At 41.7% G+C, this 17,081-nt stretch carries 18 protein-coding genes and 5 pseudogenes; 9 read left to right on the top strand and 14 right to left on the bottom strand.

What is annotated here, in order from left to right; translation table 11 throughout:
- The first annotated feature begins 56 nt into the window (after positions 1-56).
- The 3 genes and pseudogenes from AC2VE5_RS19415 (at position 57) to AC2VE5_RS19405 (ending at position 1,460) form a co-directional block, all read left to right on the top strand.
- Entirely contained in the window at positions 57-629 is a 573-nt protein-coding gene (locus tag AC2VE5_RS19415; protein WP_486889341.1) for an IS630 family transposase, read from the top strand.
- Between the two features lie 12 nt (positions 630-641).
- Positions 642-770: pseudogene (locus AC2VE5_RS19410) on the top strand (tetratricopeptide repeat protein); the annotation flags it as partial.
- On the top strand, positions 765-1,460 hold the full coding sequence (locus AC2VE5_RS19405) for a tetratricopeptide repeat protein (protein ID WP_486889339.1): 696 nt from the start codon (positions 765-767) through the stop codon (positions 1,458-1,460). The pseudogene AC2VE5_RS19410 and the gene AC2VE5_RS19405, both read left to right, overlap by 6 nt.
- Before the next feature lie 113 nt (positions 1,461-1,573).
- Here the strand turns inward: AC2VE5_RS19405 and AC2VE5_RS19400 are convergent, their stop codons facing one another.
- On the bottom strand, positions 1,574-1,957 hold the full coding sequence (locus tag AC2VE5_RS19400) for a hypothetical protein (protein WP_486889338.1): 384 nt from the start codon (positions 1,955-1,957) through the stop codon (positions 1,574-1,576).
- A 149-nt stretch (positions 1,958-2,106) separates the two neighbouring features.
- Between AC2VE5_RS19400 and AC2VE5_RS19395 the strand changes: the two genes are divergently transcribed.
- The 3 genes from AC2VE5_RS19395 to AC2VE5_RS19385 all read left to right on the top strand — a co-directional run bounded on the left by AC2VE5_RS19395 (position 2,107) and on the right by AC2VE5_RS19385 (position 4,461).
- Positions 2,107-3,306: a glycoside hydrolase family 10-like protein gene (locus tag AC2VE5_RS19395; protein WP_486889337.1), complete on the top strand. Its 1,200-nt coding sequence runs from the start codon at positions 2,107-2,109 to the stop codon at positions 3,304-3,306.
- A gap of 109 nt (positions 3,307-3,415) precedes the next feature.
- Positions 3,416-3,706, top strand: coding sequence for a hypothetical protein (locus tag AC2VE5_RS19390; RefSeq protein ID WP_486889336.1), 291 nt, complete (start codon positions 3,416-3,418; stop codon positions 3,704-3,706).
- Between the two features lie 14 nt (positions 3,707-3,720).
- Positions 3,721-4,461: a CsgG/HfaB family protein gene (locus AC2VE5_RS19385; protein WP_486889335.1), complete on the top strand. Its 741-nt coding sequence runs from the start codon at positions 3,721-3,723 to the stop codon at positions 4,459-4,461.
- Positions 4,462-4,478: 17 nt separating this feature from the next.
- Here the strand turns inward: AC2VE5_RS19385 and AC2VE5_RS19380 are convergent, their stop codons facing one another.
- Together AC2VE5_RS19380 and AC2VE5_RS19375 are read right to left on the bottom strand one after the other, a co-directional pair.
- Positions 4,479-5,003 carry a GNAT family N-acetyltransferase gene (locus tag AC2VE5_RS19380; RefSeq protein WP_486889334.1) on the bottom strand — a complete coding sequence of 175 codons (525 nt, stop codon included), beginning with the start codon at positions 5,001-5,003 and terminating at the stop codon, positions 4,479-4,481.
- A gap of 56 nt (positions 5,004-5,059) precedes the next feature.
- Positions 5,060-5,833 (bottom strand): annotated as a pseudogene (locus AC2VE5_RS19375) (ZIP family metal transporter).
- A gap of 520 nt (positions 5,834-6,353) precedes the next feature.
- Between AC2VE5_RS19375 and AC2VE5_RS19370 the strand changes: the two are divergent.
- Positions 6,354-7,436: a fatty acid desaturase family protein gene (locus AC2VE5_RS19370; RefSeq protein WP_486889333.1), complete on the top strand. Its 1,083-nt coding sequence runs from the start codon at positions 6,354-6,356 to the stop codon at positions 7,434-7,436.
- A gap of 140 nt (positions 7,437-7,576) precedes the next feature.
- On the opposite strand, the gene AC2VE5_RS19365 is transcribed toward AC2VE5_RS19370, so the two are convergent.
- The 4 genes from AC2VE5_RS19365 to AC2VE5_RS19350 all read right to left on the bottom strand — a co-directional run bounded on the left by AC2VE5_RS19365 (position 7,577) and on the right by AC2VE5_RS19350 (position 11,607).
- Positions 7,577-7,996, bottom strand: coding sequence for a DoxX family protein (locus AC2VE5_RS19365; protein WP_486889332.1), 420 nt, complete (start codon positions 7,994-7,996; stop codon positions 7,577-7,579).
- Between the two features lie 3 nt (positions 7,997-7,999).
- Positions 8,000-9,151 (bottom strand): AI-2E family transporter, encoded by a 1,152-nt coding sequence (locus AC2VE5_RS19360; protein WP_486889331.1) that lies wholly within the window; start codon positions 9,149-9,151, stop codon positions 8,000-8,002.
- Positions 9,152-9,285: 134 nt separating this feature from the next.
- The gene (aspS, locus tag AC2VE5_RS19355) at positions 9,286-11,073 is read right to left on the bottom strand and encodes an aspartate--tRNA ligase (RefSeq protein WP_486889330.1); all 1,788 of its coding nucleotides are present in this window, start codon (positions 11,071-11,073) and stop codon (positions 9,286-9,288) included.
- Between the two features lie 123 nt (positions 11,074-11,196).
- A complete protein-coding gene (locus tag AC2VE5_RS19350; RefSeq protein WP_486889340.1) occupies positions 11,197-11,607 on the bottom strand; it encodes a hypothetical protein in 411 nt (136 codons plus the stop codon).
- 644 nt (positions 11,608-12,251) lie between these two features.
- On the opposite strand from AC2VE5_RS19350, the gene mgtE reads away from it, so the two are divergent.
- Positions 12,252-13,658, top strand: a complete 1,407-nt coding sequence (gene mgtE, locus AC2VE5_RS19345; protein WP_486889329.1) for a magnesium transporter — start codon at positions 12,252-12,254, stop codon at positions 13,656-13,658.
- An 8-nt stretch (positions 13,659-13,666) separates the two neighbouring features.
- On the opposite strand, the gene AC2VE5_RS19340 is transcribed toward mgtE, so the two are convergent.
- The 6 genes and pseudogenes from AC2VE5_RS19340 to AC2VE5_RS19315 form a co-directional block, all read right to left on the bottom strand.
- Positions 13,667-14,272, bottom strand: a complete 606-nt coding sequence (locus tag AC2VE5_RS19340) for an exopolysaccharide biosynthesis protein (protein WP_486889328.1) — start codon at positions 14,270-14,272, stop codon at positions 13,667-13,669.
- A 56-nt stretch (positions 14,273-14,328) separates the two neighbouring features.
- Positions 14,329-15,093 (bottom strand): annotated as a pseudogene (locus AC2VE5_RS19335) (glycosyltransferase).
- Positions 15,094-15,210: 117 nt separating this feature from the next.
- Positions 15,211-15,582 carry a hypothetical protein gene (locus AC2VE5_RS19330; protein WP_486889327.1) on the bottom strand — a complete coding sequence of 124 codons (372 nt, stop codon included), beginning with the start codon at positions 15,580-15,582 and terminating at the stop codon, positions 15,211-15,213.
- A gap of 22 nt (positions 15,583-15,604) precedes the next feature.
- Positions 15,605-15,850 (bottom strand): hypothetical protein, encoded by a 246-nt coding sequence (locus AC2VE5_RS19325; RefSeq protein WP_486889326.1) that lies wholly within the window; start codon positions 15,848-15,850, stop codon positions 15,605-15,607.
- A gap of 43 nt (positions 15,851-15,893) precedes the next feature.
- Positions 15,894-16,371 (bottom strand): annotated as a pseudogene (locus AC2VE5_RS19320) (aminotransferase class I/II-fold pyridoxal phosphate-dependent enzyme); the annotation flags it as partial.
- Between the two features lie 15 nt (positions 16,372-16,386).
- Positions 16,387-16,548 (bottom strand): annotated as a pseudogene (locus AC2VE5_RS19315) (IS1 family transposase); the annotation flags it as partial.
- A 7-nt stretch (positions 16,549-16,555) separates the two neighbouring features.
- Between AC2VE5_RS19315 and AC2VE5_RS19310 the strand changes: the two are divergent.
- On the top strand, positions 16,556-16,762 hold the full coding sequence (locus AC2VE5_RS19310; RefSeq protein ID WP_486889325.1) for a hypothetical protein: 207 nt from the start codon (positions 16,556-16,558) through the stop codon (positions 16,760-16,762).
- Between the two features lie 31 nt (positions 16,763-16,793).
- Here AC2VE5_RS19310 and AC2VE5_RS19305 read toward each other — a convergent pair whose 3' ends face one another.
- Positions 16,794-16,970 carry a hypothetical protein gene (locus AC2VE5_RS19305; RefSeq protein WP_486889324.1) on the bottom strand — a complete coding sequence of 59 codons (177 nt, stop codon included), beginning with the start codon at positions 16,968-16,970 and terminating at the stop codon, positions 16,794-16,796.
- Positions 16,971-17,081 lie beyond the last annotated feature (111 nt).

The raw sequence follows: 17,081 nt of genomic DNA, 5'->3' as shown, positions 1-17,081 counted from the left end.
CATCCCAAAAAAGAGCCTAGGGCTATAGATTCGTTTAAAAAAACTTTCCGCAGCTAATAGCGCAACTAAATCAAACTAGAAACCCCTCCGATACTAGACCTGTGGTCTTAATGGCAGGGGATGAAGGTCGGTTTGGTCGCATAGGAGAAGTCAAGGCTTGTTGGTGTCCAAGCGGTATACGCCCCATTGTACCCCAGCAGCAAGTCCGACAATATATTTATGCTTATGCCGCCGTCGCACCCCAATTAGGTCTAATGACCTGCTTAGTTTTACCTTACGCCAATACTAAAATGATGAATTTATTTTTGGCGCAAGTTTCTAGGGAATTTGCTGATTATTTTGTAATCTTACAATTAGATCGAGCTTCTTGGCATCGCTCCCACTGCTTAAAGGTTCCAGAAAATATCCGGTTAATTTTTCAGCCGGCCTATAGTCCAGAGTTAATGCCTGTTGAACATATCTGGGAAGATATTCGAGAAAACAACTTTTATAATCAAGCCTTTTCCTCCCTTGAACAAGTAGAAGATGTACTTTGCCAAGGCTTACTTGAACTTTCTTCTAATAGTGAGCGCCTGCGCTCTATGACTTTCTTTCCTCACCTTCAATTACTACCTCTGATCGCAACTTAGTATTACAATCAAGCTCTCCCTATCTTTAAAGCAACTAATAATCGAGGCGGAGAAGCTACAGCTTTAAGCAATATTGGGGAAATTTATAGAGCTACTGGACAGCCAGAAAAAGCCTTAGAAGTTCTCAATGCCGCTTTGCCAATTTTTAAAGAAGTCCGCAGTCGCGCCCAGGAAGGCAGCACTTTAAATAGTATTGGTGCAGTTTACGATGATATCGGGCAACCGCAAAAAGCTTTGGAGGTTTACAACCAAGCTTTATTAATCAGCCGAGAAGTCAATAATCCTCGCACTGAAGCCACAATTCTCAGTAATTTGGGTAAAGTTTATCAAGCAATGGGTCAACCTCAAAAGGCACTAGAGTATTACAACGGATCTTTGGTAGCTAGTAGAAATATTGGCTATGCCAGCCAAGAAGCTACGACTTTAAATAATATTGCCGGAGTGTACTTAGCGACTGGGCAACCCCAGCAAGCATTAGATTCTTTGAACGCTGCTTTACCAATTTTACAAAAAATTGGTGATCGCCTCAAAATTGCCGGAACTCTAAATAGTCTCGGTGAAGTTTATCGCGCGATTGGACAACCTCAAAAAGCCTTAGAATTTTACAACCAAGCTTTGCCAATAGTTAAAGCCGCAGGGGATTCGAGGCTTGAAGGCATAATTTTAAATAATATTGGCGGCATTTACAACAATATTGGACAACTCCAAAAATCCCTAGAATTTTACAACCAAGCACTACCACTATTCCAAAAAGTCGGCGATGTTGCTCAAGAATCACGCACTTTAAACAATGTTGGAGTTGCTTACGCTGCTTTGGGACAACATCTCTAGCAAGGCAAAACCAAAGGTGAAGCATTGCGTCAAGCTAAAACTTAGCTTAATTGCCAAGCATCCCTTATATTGGTCGCCGTTTATTTTAATTGACGATGCCCGCTAAAGGTAGGCTATTTTTTGGCAGGCTCTAAGCGCAAAATTCGCCCATTGAGATCGCTGCGATATACCCATGTGCGACGATTCCCCGATACCACCACGCGCCAACCTTCTACTAGAGCTTGAGTGCAGATTTCACCAGGTTTAGAAATGCCCAAGCAACCATTTAGCCAAGTTTGACGACTCGATTGAGTAATTTTTAGTTGTTGGGTAGAAATTCCAGTTCGCTGGGATACATCGGTAATTACTGCCTTGGCAACGCGATCGCTGAGGCTATCTACTACCGCAGGCTTTGGAGTCTCTGCTGTTGCCATTTCTACTAAAAGTAAATTAGAAGACAAAAATAGCACAATTGTCAAAAACAATAAGCTTACAAGTTGTTTTGATTTTTTAAACATAATTCCTATGCAATCGCTAATGTCATAGACAACTATCTCAAAATTAGACCCAAACACAATGTTAATTTGTTTCTTAATATTGCAACGTTTCAGCCTCCGCAACTATAAACTTTTAAAATCGTTAATTTACTGATTAAATTGCCCCAATAATGTTGAAGTTACGCTGTTTACGGTCTGGATTTGCTGTATTACTAGCCTTGAGCTTAGTTGCGGTAATTACATTGCAAAACGCCTCAACGCAGCCGCTTTTAGCTGCTAAAACTGAGTTGCGGGGCGTATGGATGACAAATATTGATAGTAACGTGCTATTTGAGCGGAGTCGCTTGACGGCGGCGTTGCAAAATTTGAAAGCCCTAAATTTTAATACAGTTTATCCCACCGTCTGGAATTGGGGATATACTTTGTATCCTAGCCCCGTGGCCCAAAAAGCAATCGGGCGATCGCAAGATCCCGAACCTGGATTGAAAGGGCGGGATATGCTCAAAGAAATTGTCACTCAAGGACACCAGCAAGGGCTAGATGTCATACCCTGGTTTGAATTTGGCTTTATGGCTCCTGCCGATTCTAGTTTAGCCAAGCGTCACCCAAACTGGCTGACAAGCCGCCGCGATGGTAGCAAAATTTGGGCGGAAGGCAAGCACGATCGCGTTTGGCTAAATCCCTTTCGCCCAGAAGTGCAAAACTTTATCCAAAGCTTGATTGTGGAAATTGTCAGCAAATATGATGTTGATGGGATTCAATTTGACGATCACTTTGGCTTACCCTCTGAGCTAGGCTACGATCCTTACACGGTAGGCTTGTACAAGAAAGAACATTCAGGCAAAAATCCCCCAGCCAATCCTCAAGATCCGCAATGGTTGCGCTGGAGAGCCGACAAAATTACGAGTTATCTGCAACGGGTATTTAAAGCCGTCAAAGCCCGCAAACCCAACGTGATACTTTCTATGGCTCCCAATCCCCAGCGCGTGTCTTATAACTTGTTTTTAGCCGATTGGCAGAATTGGGAACGCCGGGGTTTAATTGAAGAATTGGTTTTGCAAGTGTATCGCAACGACCTAAATGTGTTTATCAAAGAATTAGAATATCCCGAAGTGCAAGCCGCCAAGAAACATATTCCTGTAAGCGTAGGAATTCTATCGGGTTTAAAAGATCGTTCTGTTCCAGCCACCCAAATTCAAAGTCAAGTAGCCGCTAGTCGAGAGCGCAATTTTGCGGGGGTATCGTTCTTTTTCTACGAAACACTGTGGAATTTGAGCAAAGAAAAATCTAGCGATCGCCAAAATGTCTTTAAGAGTATTTTCCCCGATCCTGTCAAACGACCAAACTTATTAGCAGGTTGGGCGGGGTGATTGTTATAAAATATACAATGCTTTACGGTTAAGCTAGAAGTCAATACCGCAACAGTGCGCTGCGCTTTTCCCAAAAATCCGGGAACTTCGTCAAACGTTTTGTATCTATATGCCAGAATCAATCGCCGTTACTCCCAATACCAAAAAAGTGAAAACTAAAAATTGTTTCATCAGTCTAGGGTTAGGTATCTTAACAACTACAGGCTTGTTTTTGCCTGCGCTAGCCATATCTCAGCCTTTAGCGGCGGCAGAAATTACTATTGCCCAAGCCCAAAAGCCCGCAGAACGCAGGCGGATTGCAGTGTTAGATTTTGATTTTGCTAGTACCAGTGGTACGGGCTTTTATTACGGTTGGCTAGGAATTGGGCCAGCTAAAGGTGTAAGTGCCATCTGTGACTAAAGCATTAGGCAAAGATGGCACTTACTATTGTTTTAGAGCGCAGCAAAATTGAACAAATACCAGAAGAACAAAACTTAGGTGAATCGGGGCGTATAGATGCTTCTACGACGGCGCAAATTGGTAAGTTGCTAGGAGCCGATGCAGCGATCATTGGTACGATCTCGCAATTTAATGTAGAACAATCAAGATCCGGCGGTAGTTTGGGCTTTTTGGGCGGTATTGGGGGTAGTAGAGCGAAAAATAAAGCGATTGTTCAAGTTACTTCTCGTTTGGTTAGTACGACTACCGGAGAGATTTTAGCGGCGGCTCAGGGAGAAGGCAAAGCTGATAAAAGCGGCGGTGGGATTAGAATTTTTGGTGTAAGCAATACTAGCACCGACAATATCGATAGCTTGTTGAGCAAGGCGGTCCAATCGGCGATCGCCCAAATGTCTGGCGAACTTGTTAGCGCCAACAGCAAACTAGCAACAGCACTGGTCGTTGTCCCTACGGTCAGCGCTATAGTTGCAGATATTACAGGCAATTTGATTGCTATTAATAAAGGCTCGGAATCTGGCTTCAGAACTGGCATGAATCTTTCTGTTGAGCGGGTAGTCAAAGAAGTTAAAGATCCTCAAACGGGCAAAGTGTTGCGCTTGATTACGTCTCCTGTCGGCAGAGTAGAATTAATCAAAGTTAGTAACGGTTACGCCACAGGCAAAATAGTCTCTGGATCGGGGTTTAAGATTAAAGATGTAGCAAAAGCCGTGCAGTAATTGTAGAAAGGGATCGCCTAGATAGATGCGATCCCTTTTTTTGCAGATATTGCATAGATGCGGACAGTTTTATTCCACATATAAGTATCTTTTTTGTAAGTTAAACCAACTTTCGTCGCTACTTTTTGCGATGCAATATTGTCTGGATCGATAAGCGATATTAGACGGTTTGCCCGTAGTTTTTCAAAACCATAATCTCGGCTAATCCAAGCTGCTTCTGTGGCTAAACCGATACCCCAATATTCTTTTGCTAGTAAATAGCCAATTTCAATTTCTTCTTGCCCATCTACTAGCTGAGGTATTAGCCCGCATCGCCCAATTAACTTGTTGTCTATTTTATAAATTGTCGCCCACAAACCCCATCCTCGTTGCTCGTAGCACTTAAAAACTCTTTCTTCCAACCATTGCTTCGTACTTTCGTAAGTATAAGTGCTACCAAAAAATCTCATTACAACCGGATCGGCATAAATTGCCGCCAAGTCGTCCAAATCGTCTAAAGTTAGCTGCCGGAGAACTAAACGAGGTGATTGCGCGACAATCATTTGCGGGGAAATCCTAGTTATCTCACTTTCTCATACCTCAAAATTTTATCTCCCAACTAAGCAAGGGAGATATCCAAGAACATCATTACTACAAAACCAATCATTACGCCGATAGTTCCTTCCCTTTCTAGTCCATTGCGGTGCGATTCGGGAATAATCTCATCGCTAATTACAAATAGCATAGCTCCAGCCGCAAACCCCATCGCCCAAGGCAAGATAAACTGAGCAATACTAATAATTCCTACCCCAACTAAACCACCGAGAGGTTCTACTAAGCCTGTAAGGAGCGAAATTCATAAAGCATACTTAGTTGAATAATTTTGAGATACCAAAGAGAGTGCGACTACCAAGCCTTCAGGCATATTTTGCAAGCCAAGGCCGATCGCAATTGGTATACCCGCAGCAATATTATTAGTACCAAAGTTCACCCCCACCGCCCATCCTTCCGGAAAGTTGTGGATAGTGATAGCAGCGATAAATAGCCATATGCGCGCTAAGTTATGCCGTTCAACGTTTTCTTTACCTTTAAAAAAGTGTTCGTGGGGCATAAATTTATGAGCTAACTGTAAAAATAAGCCCCCCAATAAAATACCTGCTGCCATAATTAAGGCGGCTTCGGCTTTAGATTTTCTTTGAGAAATCGCCGCGTCCGTTCCAGGGATAATTAAAGAAAATGCCGTAGCCGCTAACATTACTCCCCCACCGAACCCCAGCATCATCCCCTGCACTCGCCCAGTTAATTTGATTGGCAACAAAACAGGCAAAGCACCCACAAAGGTAGCTAATCTCGCAGGCAAGCTGGCGGTAAAACCGATAATCAAGTTGTTCATAGGTGGCTAATAAATGCGATCGCAGCAAATAAATTTTGCTGTAATGCTTAACTAATTAATCATCTCGTACTCGTTATGAGTATGCTTTGTTTGGTGTTCGTGGACTTTAAAACAAGAAATATAAGTCATTTTATTACAAATAAATTTGAACTATTTTATTTATCTTTGTGCTAATAAAACATCTGAAATTCGACAGCAACTTATTTTATAACTAGAAAGAAAAATAACTGTACAATCAATAGTGGGCAAAGAGGATTATTTCAAAGAGTTTGGACTAAAGACATAACACAAAATGATTTTTCTGTCGATGTCAAACTAAACTCGTACAAATATTTTTTCAGTCTTAAACAAAGCTTTAGCTTAAAAAATCGCTCTAAAGTCAGTTTTTTATTTTTTGAAGTTTAAGTTTTAATAAAGTTGTATTAGCTGCGTGTTTGTTAGCTAAATGCAATTGCACGTCAAGTCAAAAATAAGCTTGATGTTTTTTTAACTAAGTATTACATCTACCATCACAAAATTCATGCAAATTGACGATCGGATGATTTCTCAAGCCGAGTACGCAAAAACCTTGCGTCCCTTTCTTCCGGCTGAGGCTTTTGAAAAAGATCCGAGTAAAATACTAATTTTACTATTGAATATAGCAATATTAATTTTCGGCTGGGCGATCGCATCTAGTCTAAATAATTGGTCCTTATATCTGTTGTGGCTATATTTACCAATAGCTGTAGTCATGGGCAATAGCGTAATTGTTTTACTATTTACGTCTCATAACATTATGCACGGCAGCGTAATTAAAAATACTCGCCTAATCCACATTCTAAGTTTGCTAGGACTAACAATGTTATGGATGCCGCCGACAATGTGGAAAGCAGTACATAACCAAGAACATCATAGCAAAACAAACTCCTTAGCTGATCCCGATCGCAATTACTTGTACGAGCAACCTAAAACTTGGGGTAAATGGATTCAAAACCTATTTGTCCCTTCTTTTGCTGTTAATCCAATATTTCTAACTGTAGGAATGGCTACCGCTTGGGGAGTCCATACTTTTCGCAATTTGACTTCGGTATTGTTGTTTAATCGGGAAACTGCGGATTATGTTCCCGCCGCTTTCTCGCGCAGTCCTAAAAAGCGGATAGCAATACTTGGCGAACTTTTAGTAATGTTATCACTGCACTTTTGTGTTGTTGCCTTTCTGCAATTTTCGCCGTTAAAACTTGTACTTGGTTACTTTCTGCCTATCGGTATTGGCTATGCAGGATTGATATTTTATATCTATACAAATCATATGCTTTGCCGCATGACAACGATTAACGATCCATTGATAAATAGTATTTCTTTGCGAGTTCCTAAAATATTTGATAAATTGCATTTAAACTTTTCTTATCATACCGAACATCATATTTTTCCCGGTATCAACTCTGACTACTATCCATTAGTGCAAGAGTTAATCCAAGTTCACTATCCTGGACGGATGAACTTATTAGATGCTGGCGATGCGTGGAATCTATTAATGGAAACTCCCCGCCATTATAAAGATGAAACTACTTTCACTGATTGGTCGGGAAGAAATACAGTCACTTGTCCGCTTAATCAAAAGTAGCAAGTAAAGGCTGTTTTGAAAGTTTTTTGCTTGGTAGTCAACGATGCCGATCCTCCTAAATCCACGCCAATAAAGCGGGAAGGCAAAAAGCGTGTAGCGGGGATCTCCGAGTATTGCATTTGTACCAACCGTACCAAGATTCAAACCTCATCTAAATTAATTAAAGAAGCTTGGTTGCCCGGATCGGAGGATGGTTTTGTATACCAATAAGCCCAAGCAATTAGTACCGCTTGCAAAGGCAACCTTATCGCTTGAAATATCGGTGAATCAGGAACATTATCAAGGTGAATGCGATTAACAGCCATATTGATGTTAGCTGGAAAAACCGCAATAAATAGCGCAATTAAGCCCCAAGCTGCGGCACGGCTAACATTTGGAACTAATAGCCCAATTCCGCCCAATACTTCAAAAACTCCACTGATATAGACTAATTCCAGAGGATAAGGAAGTTGAGGCGGGACAATTTTTACAAATGGTTCGGGAATAGCAAAGTGCAGAATCCCAACGATGATAATTGACATCGCGAGAATAACTCGCAAAATTTCCTTGTACTTGCTCATAGTTTAGTCTTGTAAATTTAGCTGCGACTGGTCGGAACAAGAACGTCCATCACCCTCAGAATTTTCTATAATTACATCAATACCATCTTTGGCAAAAGGGTTGTGAAAAAACGATCCTGTCTGCGGTGGTAATAGCGGATCGACAACAATTTCTGCCAAACTTTTAGCTACACCAGTAACAGGAATTGCCAAAATCACGCCTAATATACCGCCAATTTGAGCGCCTAAGAGTAAAGAGATAAAAATAATTACTGGTGATAAACCTGTAAGATTGCCCATAATGCGGGGAGCAACTACATTGTCTTTTACCTGTTGAATTGCGATCGCAACTCCCAACACTTGTAAAGCCAGCCACCAGTCAATAAAAGCAACAACCACCGTAACGATCGCAATTCCCAATGTTGCACCGATAAAGGGGATGATTTCAAGTAAGCCAATAACTACAGCAAACAAGAGGAAAAATGGCACTTTTAAGAGCCAAAACGCCAAAGCTAAAGTAATTGCCATAAATAAGCCTAGCAACAACTGACCGGAAACAAACCTTTGTAAGTTGCGCCGCAAGGCTTCAGTTAAGCCATTACGAATTTTGGGAGAAAATACTCCTGTAATACTTAGCCAGAGCCTTTCGCCGTCGATCAGCATATAGAAAGCGATTACCAAAATTAAAATCAAGTCCAAAACCCAGTTAAAAGTACCAACAACCAAGCCCAAACCTGTAGATGCGATCGCTTCTGCTTGAGTTTGTACTCGATCTAATAATTGCGATGCCAATATCCGCACGTCAAAAGGTAATTTATGCTCTATGCTCCATTCTTGAAAGGCGGTAAGTTGGTCTTGTCCGCCTTCTAGTAAAGAAGGTAAGTTAGTAACAAGTTGCCTCGCTTGGTTAAATACAGGTGGTACGACAGTTAAGGCAATAACTACAATTGTTACTCCCGCAAGTAAGTAGACAAGTAAGGACGCAAAACCACGGGGCAAAAAGCGACTTAACGCAGCTACAGCGTAGTTGAGCAAAAAAGCAATTAATCCCGCCGTAATCAAAATACTTAGCAACTCGCCTACGTATTTCAACGCGCTAAGTGTCGCCCATCCTGTCGCCAGGATCAGCAGCCAAGTAAATAAAAACTGTTGCAGAGGTGTAAAAGTTCGATTCATGGGGATGAAAACATTAGTAATTTTGAACAGAACTTATACAGTTAAACTTGCCCAAAAACTAGGGTGCTTACAGATAAGACCCTTGCGCAGGGGGTTTGGAGGCACACGACCCCCCAAGTCCTGGTTTTTCCTCATTAAGCTTTAGGATCGTAAGTAGAAGCAACATAAAGTTCTTTTAACTGCTTATCGTCTACACCTGAAGGTGCATCTGTCAGTAAGCAACTTGCTTGCTGGGTCTTGGGGAAAGCAATTACATCTCTAATCGACTCCTCGCCCGCTAATAACATTACCAACCTATCCAAGCCGTAAGCAATGCCTCCATGGGGTGGAGTGCCATACTCAAAGGCTTCTAGCAAAAAGCCAAACTTGCTATTAGCTTCTTCTTGGGTTAACCCAATTGCCGCAAATACTTGCTCTTGGATTTCTTTTTTGTAAATCCGCAAACTACCGCCACCAATTTCAAAGCCATTGAATATCAAATCGTAAGCTTGCGCTCTAGCAGTTTTTAGATCGTCCAAATCGTCGGGATGGGGAGCCGTAAACGGGTGATGCAAGGCTTCTAAGCGCTTTTCGCTCCCATTCCATTCAAACATGGGAAAGTCTGTCACCCACAGCAAGTTGATTTTGTCAGCATCGATCAAATTTAACTCAAGAGCGATCGCACTCCGCAGGCGATCGAGGGTTTTATTGACTACCTCAGCTTTATCCGCCGCAAATAGCATCAAGTCCCCAGGTTTTGCTCCCGTACGGCTAAGTAATTCTTGTTTTTGCTCTGGACTTAAATTGTCTTTAATTGCCCCAATGGTATCAATATCGCCATCATCCCGCACCCGAATGTAGGCTAACCCCTTAGCACCAGCAACGCTTGCTTCCTTAAATAAGTCACCACCAGGCTTGATGCGGACATTGGAAATTGCATTATTTCCCCCTGGAATTGGCAATACTTTTACCACACCGCCACTGGCAACTGCGCCAGAAAATACTTTAAATCCTGAGGCGCTAAACAAGTCCGAAACATTCACAAGTTCCAAAGCGTAGCGTGTATCCGGCTTATCGCTACCGTAGCGTTCCATCGCCTCGGTATAAGTCAGCCGGGGAAAAGGACGACGTAAATCGATACCCTTAACAGCCTTGAAGATGTGACAAACCAAGTCTTCGTTCAAGTCAATAATATCATCAAGAGCCATAAAGCTCATTTCCATATCTAATTGCGTAAATTCTGGCTGTCTGTCGGCGCGCAAGTCTTCATCGCGGAAACAACGGGCAATTTGATAATAACGATCCATCCCCGACACCATCAATAATTGCTTAAATAATTGGGGCGATTGGGGCAGTGCAAACCATTCTCCAGGATTGACGCGACTGGGAACTAAATAATCTCTAGCGCCTTCCGGGGTTGAACGAGTGAGGATCGGCGTTTCAACTTCAATAAAATTTTGCTCGTCTTCCAGGTAGCGGCGAATAGCTTTAACTACTTGGTGACGCAATTGCAAGTTGCCTGCCATGCGATCGCGTCTTAAATCCAAATAACGATACTTTAGCCGCAAATCTTCCTTCACTGACTCAGTTTCCGAAGCCGCTACTTGAAACGGTAATTGTTTGCGAACGGCGTTAAGTATTTCTATGCTTTCAGCATAGATTTCGATTTCTCCGGTAGCTAGGCGCGGGTTTAAGGATTCTTCGGGGCGCTGGGTGACGATCCCGGTAATTTGGACTACATATTCGTTGCGGAGGGCATTGGCTCCGTCGTAGGAAGTAGGAGTACGCACCGGATCGCTAACGATTTGCACAACTCCCGTGCGATCGCGCAGATCTAGAAATATCACGCCTCCATGATCGCGGCGACGATCTACCCATCCGTATAGGTTGACGGTTTTTCCAATATCTTTTTTATCAACTTCGCCGCAATAGTGAGTTCGCATAAGTTAAGTATATATTTGCTGAAAATGGGGTCTATATAAATTGCAAATTCCCCCATTATCTAGCATTCGTTGCCATCTTGCTGCAAAAAAGAGTGTAGAGAATATGTCTACACTCTTTTTTGCTTAAGAATGAGGGCGAGGCGCAGTCAAAACATCCCAAGCGGCTTTGGCTGCATCCGTTAGGCGATCGCCTATTTCCGATACTTCTTTGATTACGGAATTAAAGTTTTTCTCAGCTTCTCTTTGCACCATTTCAAAGGAATGCTCGATGCGATCGCGCTCGATTAGTTTATTTTCTTCAATTGTTGTCCGCGCCCGTTTTACAGCATTAAGATAAGCTTCGCGGGTAAGGGTTCCCGCCGATTGCGCCTCTGATTGAGCGCGTTTTTTGATTGCGTCAATTAAGGCTTTAGTTTCACTTTTCACATCTTCGCTCTCTCCAGCCATTTCGCTTTCTACTAAGGCGTTTGTTTGGGGAGTGATGGCACTACTTTGAGGGATAATTTCAATTTGGATATCGTTAGGATCGGTCATAGCTTTAGCTCCAGGATTGCGGTATATTTTATCTGCCAATGGAAAACTCAGAATTGTTACTTTATTAACAACTGGTGATCTTGCGCTTCGGTTCTTAAGTGACTTCTTGTATTTTTCAATAATTTAGAGCGCAATCTATCGTTTTTCTTAGCAGCATTATTGCTTAAACCTTACTTTCATTGTATCGACCTAAAATCATATTTGCAGGGTACAACTTATTGCTACCTTGTTTTTCGTAGCTTTTATTACATTTTAGAATCTAGACGTAGAGAATCTAACTTTAGAGAGAGCCAAAGCAATATAGTTTAAATTCAATAGTTTTTAATTATTTACAAGCTTTGATTTTGATATTTAACGATGCTGCAATTTGCAATTCCGTAGCTATTAGTTTAGGCGCGATTGCTGGCGCTCTAAGTCGCTACGACAAGTGATGCTAATTGCTGCCAAACGGTTTGTACCAGCGCTAATTTATGGAGTAGGTAGTGTAATAGTTGGAATTATCAGCATCAAGCTGGGGATAGAATTAGTGCGGTGGTTAAAGTAAACGCGCGATCGCATTATAAAAGCAATTTTACCTACGAAATACCGCTATCCCCTAGACTAAAAGCAGCAACATCGAGCGAATGGCGGAAGGACGGTAGGCTTTGACAGAAAATAATAATTTACCATTTACTACTACCCTCCAGGATGTTTCGCGGCGAGAGTTACGAGATTTGGTGCGGAGTCAATTGCAAGCGTTGCTAGAGCAAAACGACTTGCAGGGTGCTAAAGCAATTTTAGTACCCGTACAGCCCGCCGACATCGCCGAAGCCATTGAAGGCTTACCTGAAGCCATGCAAGCGATCGCTTTTCGTTTGCTTTCCAAGGGTGAAGCAATTGAAGTTTATGAGTATTTAGATTCCAGCATCCAGCAAGCGCTAATTGAAGAATTTAAGCGTCAAGATGTATTGGATATTGTCGATCAAATGTCTCCAGACGATCGCGTGCGGCTGTTTGACGAATTGCCAGCAAAAATTGTCAATCGGCTTTTAGAACAACTTAGCCCCTCAGAAAGACAAGCCACCGCCCAGCTTTTAGGCTACCAGCCAGGTACGGCGGGGCGGATCATGACACCAGAATTAATTTCTTTTAAAGAAGGTTTTACAGTTTCCCAAGCCTTAGAGCGGATTCGGCGTTTGGCAAATGTCACTGAAACTATTTACTACTTATACGTTACCGATAATGCGCGGCGCTTGACAGGTACGTTGTCATTGCGAGATTTGGTGACTTCTCAGCCTCCGCAAACGATTGGGGAGATTATGACGCGAGAGGCAGTATTTGTGTATACAGATACCGATCAAGAAGAAGTTGCAAGAGTAATTCAGCGTTACGACTTCTTGGCTGTACCTGTGGTAGACAGGGAGCAGCGTTTAGTTGGGATTGTCACGGTAGATGATGTTATCGACATTATCCAAGAAGAAACCACTGAAGATATTTATGCTTTGGGTGGTGGGGTACAGTCAGGGGGTGATAACTACTTTCAATCTGACTTACTTACCATTGCGCGCAAGCGGGTAGTGTGGCTATTAGTATTGCTGCTTACAAATACTGTTACTGGGACAATTATTAAGTCCCAAGAAAATCTTTTGCAACAGGTAGTATCTCTAGCTGCATTTATTCCCCTATTGACGGGTACGGGTGGAAATGTGGGGGCGCAGTCGTCAACGGTAGTAATTCGAGGGATGAATACTGATGAAATTCGGGCGATGGGACAATTTCAGGTAATTCTTAGAGAAGGTATTGCGGGAGCCATTCTCGGTACAATGTTAGGGAGTATAGCTACAGTTTGGGCGTACTTTTTGCAAGGTAACTTAGCAGTAGCAATTTCTGTCGGCGTAAGTTTAGTTGCAATTTCTATCTTAGCTTCGGTTTCGGGTTCTGCTTTGCCGTTTTTATTCCGTTTTCTGCGTCTAGATCCAGCTTTAATGTCTGCGCCGTTTATCACTACGGCGGTGGATGTAGCGGGAGTTTTAATTTACTTTAATTTAGCTCGGTTAATTTTGCGCCTGTAAGCGCTAATTCATCTAAATAAGGCTGGTAGCAAGGTTGGTGCTTGCCAAAGTGCGTAAACAATAAATCCAAAAAATAGAGTAATTAAAACTGTAAGTCCATAGCTAATACACATCAATAAGCCATCCGCCTCTAAGGTAGCAACGGCTAATAATAAAATTCCTACCGTCGGGATAGGATTTGTAAAGGGGATTGGTAAAATTAGTAAGACAGACAACCAAGCAATGCAAAGTCCATTCAAACGCCAAGCTTGAGGACTTCGAGCTAACTTTGAAAAACGAGGACGAGTAATTTTTTCTAATACTCGCGTTACTCTTTTTAGTAGTTGCAGTAGTTTTAGTACAAACCAATGGGGAAACTTAAACTTAGCTATTCTTCTGGGTAGCCAAGGCGAAGTCTTTCCCAATGCCATTTGTCCGGCTAAAATTATACAAGCTGAACCCAATGGACCTGTTAATCCTGGTGGTGCAGGCAGCAAAAAGGGTAAAACTAATAAAGAAATAACTAAGCTAAATCCCCGCTCGGAAGTTTCCGCCAAAATGTCGCCAAGGGTTAGGGGTTGCTGGGCTAATTTTTCGAGCAGCGATTTAATATCTTGGGAAAATCTTAAGTGCATTGGTAAAATAACTTGCAGCAAGGCGATCGCTATACTTAGCTTAACTGATACAAAAGTTAATTGCTTTTATCTTCTATTTGCTGCTGCCATATTTTTAGCAAGTTTTTAGTAGCTTGGTTCCAACTGTACCCAGCCACAGATTCCTTGGCTTTTAGCCCCATTTTTCGACGCAATTTAGGATTATCGATTAAGGTTTTGAGCTTGCTTGTAAAATCTGCTTTATCTTGCGGTGTAAACAGCAAGCCATTTTCACCATCTTCAATACTATCTACTAAGCCACCAGCACGAGGCGCTACTACTGGAATTACTGCTGCAAAAGCTTCTAAAATAGTCAACCCTTTAGTTTCTTTTTCGGAAGTTGTGACATGAATATCGCTGTAGCGAGTAGTGCGGGTATATCGTCGGGGGAAACTCTACCTAGTAAGTAAGTGTGGGGTGTTAAGGTGCTTAGTTTTTCGGTAATGCGAAGCCCTGCGTGCGCTTGCGCTATCGCGCATCGAGCCGTCACCAGCAATAATTAATGCTATATCCTCAAGATTCACTTCTTGAGCAATTTTTGTAACCGCATCGATAGTAAAATTCCAGCCTTTATCTGGAGTTAAGCGCCCTAAAAAGATTAACTTAACTTTTTGCTCGATATTTGGGATTTGATACTTATTTGTAAAAAAATCTGTTTGTTTAAGTTGCGGTGAAAACTTAGCAATACCAATACCTAGTAATTCTTCAGTTAATATATTTTTTATACCTAAACTTGCTAATTTATGTTGCGTAATTTGGCTAGAAACTAGCGTTAAATCGTAGGCGTTACAAATCCACGTCAACGGAATCTTTAAAACATACTTAATAATTCTATCTATACTCGTAGGAGTATTAAAATAATCTTTTCCATATTCTAATAAATTAGTATGAAAAAACTAACACAGGGAATATTTGCCCGTTTAGCATAATTTATACCCAAGAATTTTTAAGAATCCTGCAAACAACCTTTCTGGCTCATCTACGTGAATAATATCAGGTTGAAAGCTTTGTAATTCTTGCAAAACTAATTGATAAGATTTTCGAGAAACATTGCGCTCAAAATCTAAATCTAAAAATGACTTGCTCTCAAGATTAATAACTCTGATTCCAGGTAAAATACTACCTGTATAAGCTTGCCAATTGGGATAAATATTAGCTAGTTGGCTATAATCTGGGCAAAATAATAAAACTTGATGTTCGGACTTACTCAATTCACGAAGTCTATTAACTTGCGTTACAGTTACGCCGTCAATAACAGGCAAAAACCCAGAGCTAATAATAGCTATCTTCATAAACTATAAAGGTGGCATGACACTACTGCCCCAATATTTGCACCAAGTTCTCTAAGGCTTTGTATCCCCATTTAAGTATTATCAATCCGCAAATAATTGACATTCCCAAACAAAACACAAGTCCTTTGTCTAGGGAAATTGGCTCTCCCATAAAATATACATAGCTGCCCCATTGTATTGTAGAAATTAGTAACCCAGCTACTGCCCCAACACTAAAACGTTTAATCAATTTATTGGCAATTTCTAGGTTTGATTTGGGTGGTGTCATAAAAACCTCTCAATTTAACCATAGATATATTTTGATTTTACGCTTAGAAAATTAGAGAAGTCGCATCACTAAGGGCATCTAACGTAAACTCTATTTGCTTTTTAGTATGAGTGCAACTAATAAAAAAGCGCAAACGAGCAGCATTGTAAGCAACTGAGGGGTAAAGCATTGATACCGCGCTGAAATAATAATTGAGATAACTGGACAGCGCGATCGCTTTCGCCCACTAATAATTGGTATTATCGGAGAATTATTACTAGCACCAGTATTAAATCCTCGCTCTTGGGCTAATTGGAGAAAAAGTTTAGCTTTTTTGTGCAACTTAGCAACCCGTTCCGGCTCAGTTTTGAGTAGTTGCAAAGCCGCTAACGCCGCCGCCGTATTGGGTGGAGACATACCGACGCTAAATACAAAGCCGGGTGCGGTGTACTGTACTTGAGATATTCTACTAATTCCTTGCTACTGGCAATATAACCGCCGCAACTAGCAAAAGATTTGCTCAACGTCCCCATCCACAAATCGGTAGTGCTAAACAAGTAATAATGAACAAAATACCAAATAGCACCAATGTGATTCTCTAATGATGTGGAGAAAGATCATGTTTTTCGCACCAAGCGAGACACTCTTTGTCGGAGTGTGTTGTTCAATCGTTCGACATAGCTCGTTTTACCAGTGTGTTTGCCCACGGCACGATGTCTCTATTACTTGTTTATCACTACCGCTACTTATTATGCAGAAGTAGGCTTAAAATATCATTTAGAAGTCAAACCTAGTGGTGTCCCCATAATTGGTAATCGGGGAATTGTTAATGCTACTGAAAAAAAGACTGCTTTAACAAAGCCAATCGCAAAAACTGCTAATCGCAGCTATGGGATGCCACCCAGCGCTAATAATTGGTACGTGCCAATGTGAATCAATTGGGGACAAACTCTGTCTTAGAGCTTCAAGCATACCCCGCAAATCGTGTAAATTTAGTAGTAGAGTCGTGCCAAGCAAAGTTATTTGCACCCGTTGATGAATTTGCCGTTACTCGCTGCCTAACGTCAGCAAACACAACCAACACAAACTGGCGCAACGGAATTGCTGTCGTATCATCAGATAATCGTGAACTACCCAACACTAATCGGAGTACCGATATAGTGTGGGCTTCCAGCTTCACGGACAGTCGCCTCTACGGAGGTCTTGCGACCCCGCTTTGGTCTTACACTCTCTCCACTGGCAGTAGCGCTAG

The organism is Aliterella sp. E5.1, assembly GCF_057473825.1.
Note: the sequence above shows the minus strand (reverse complement) of the source record. Positions and strands in the feature narration are given on the sequence as shown.

Excerpts from the sequence above, each read along its gene's own strand:
- AC2VE5_RS19400 (WP_486889338.1), bottom strand. The coding sequence starts at position 1,957 with ATGTTTAAAAAATCAAAACAACTTGTAAGCTTATTGTTTTTGACAATT.
- AC2VE5_RS19395 (WP_486889337.1), top strand. The coding sequence starts at position 2,107 with ATGTTGAAGTTACGCTGTTTACGGTCTGGATTTGCTGTATTACTAGCC.
- AC2VE5_RS19390 (WP_486889336.1), top strand. The coding sequence starts at position 3,416 with ATGCCAGAATCAATCGCCGTTACTCCCAATACCAAAAAAGTGAAAACT.
- AC2VE5_RS19385 (WP_486889335.1), top strand. The coding sequence starts at position 3,721 with ATGGCACTTACTATTGTTTTAGAGCGCAGCAAAATTGAACAAATACCA.
- AC2VE5_RS19380 (WP_486889334.1), bottom strand. The coding sequence starts at position 5,003 with ATGATTGTCGCGCAATCACCTCGTTTAGTTCTCCGGCAGCTAACTTTA.
- AC2VE5_RS19370 (WP_486889333.1), top strand. The coding sequence starts at position 6,354 with ATGCAAATTGACGATCGGATGATTTCTCAAGCCGAGTACGCAAAAACC.
- AC2VE5_RS19365 (WP_486889332.1), bottom strand. The coding sequence starts at position 7,996 with ATGAGCAAGTACAAGGAAATTTTGCGAGTTATTCTCGCGATGTCAATT.
- AC2VE5_RS19360 (WP_486889331.1), bottom strand. The coding sequence starts at position 9,151 with ATGAATCGAACTTTTACACCTCTGCAACAGTTTTTATTTACTTGGCTG.
- aspS (WP_486889330.1), bottom strand. The coding sequence starts at position 11,073 with ATGCGAACTCACTATTGCGGCGAAGTTGATAAAAAAGATATTGGAAAA.
- AC2VE5_RS19350 (WP_486889340.1), bottom strand. The coding sequence starts at position 11,607 with ATGACCGATCCTAACGATATCCAAATTGAAATTATCCCTCAAAGTAGT.
- AC2VE5_RS19340 (WP_486889328.1), bottom strand. The coding sequence starts at position 14,272 with ATGCACTTAAGATTTTCCCAAGATATTAAATCGCTGCTCGAAAAATTA.
- AC2VE5_RS19330 (WP_486889327.1), bottom strand. The coding sequence starts at position 15,582 with ATGAAGATAGCTATTATTAGCTCTGGGTTTTTGCCTGTTATTGACGGC.
- AC2VE5_RS19325 (WP_486889326.1), bottom strand. The coding sequence starts at position 15,850 with ATGACACCACCCAAATCAAACCTAGAAATTGCCAATAAATTGATTAAA.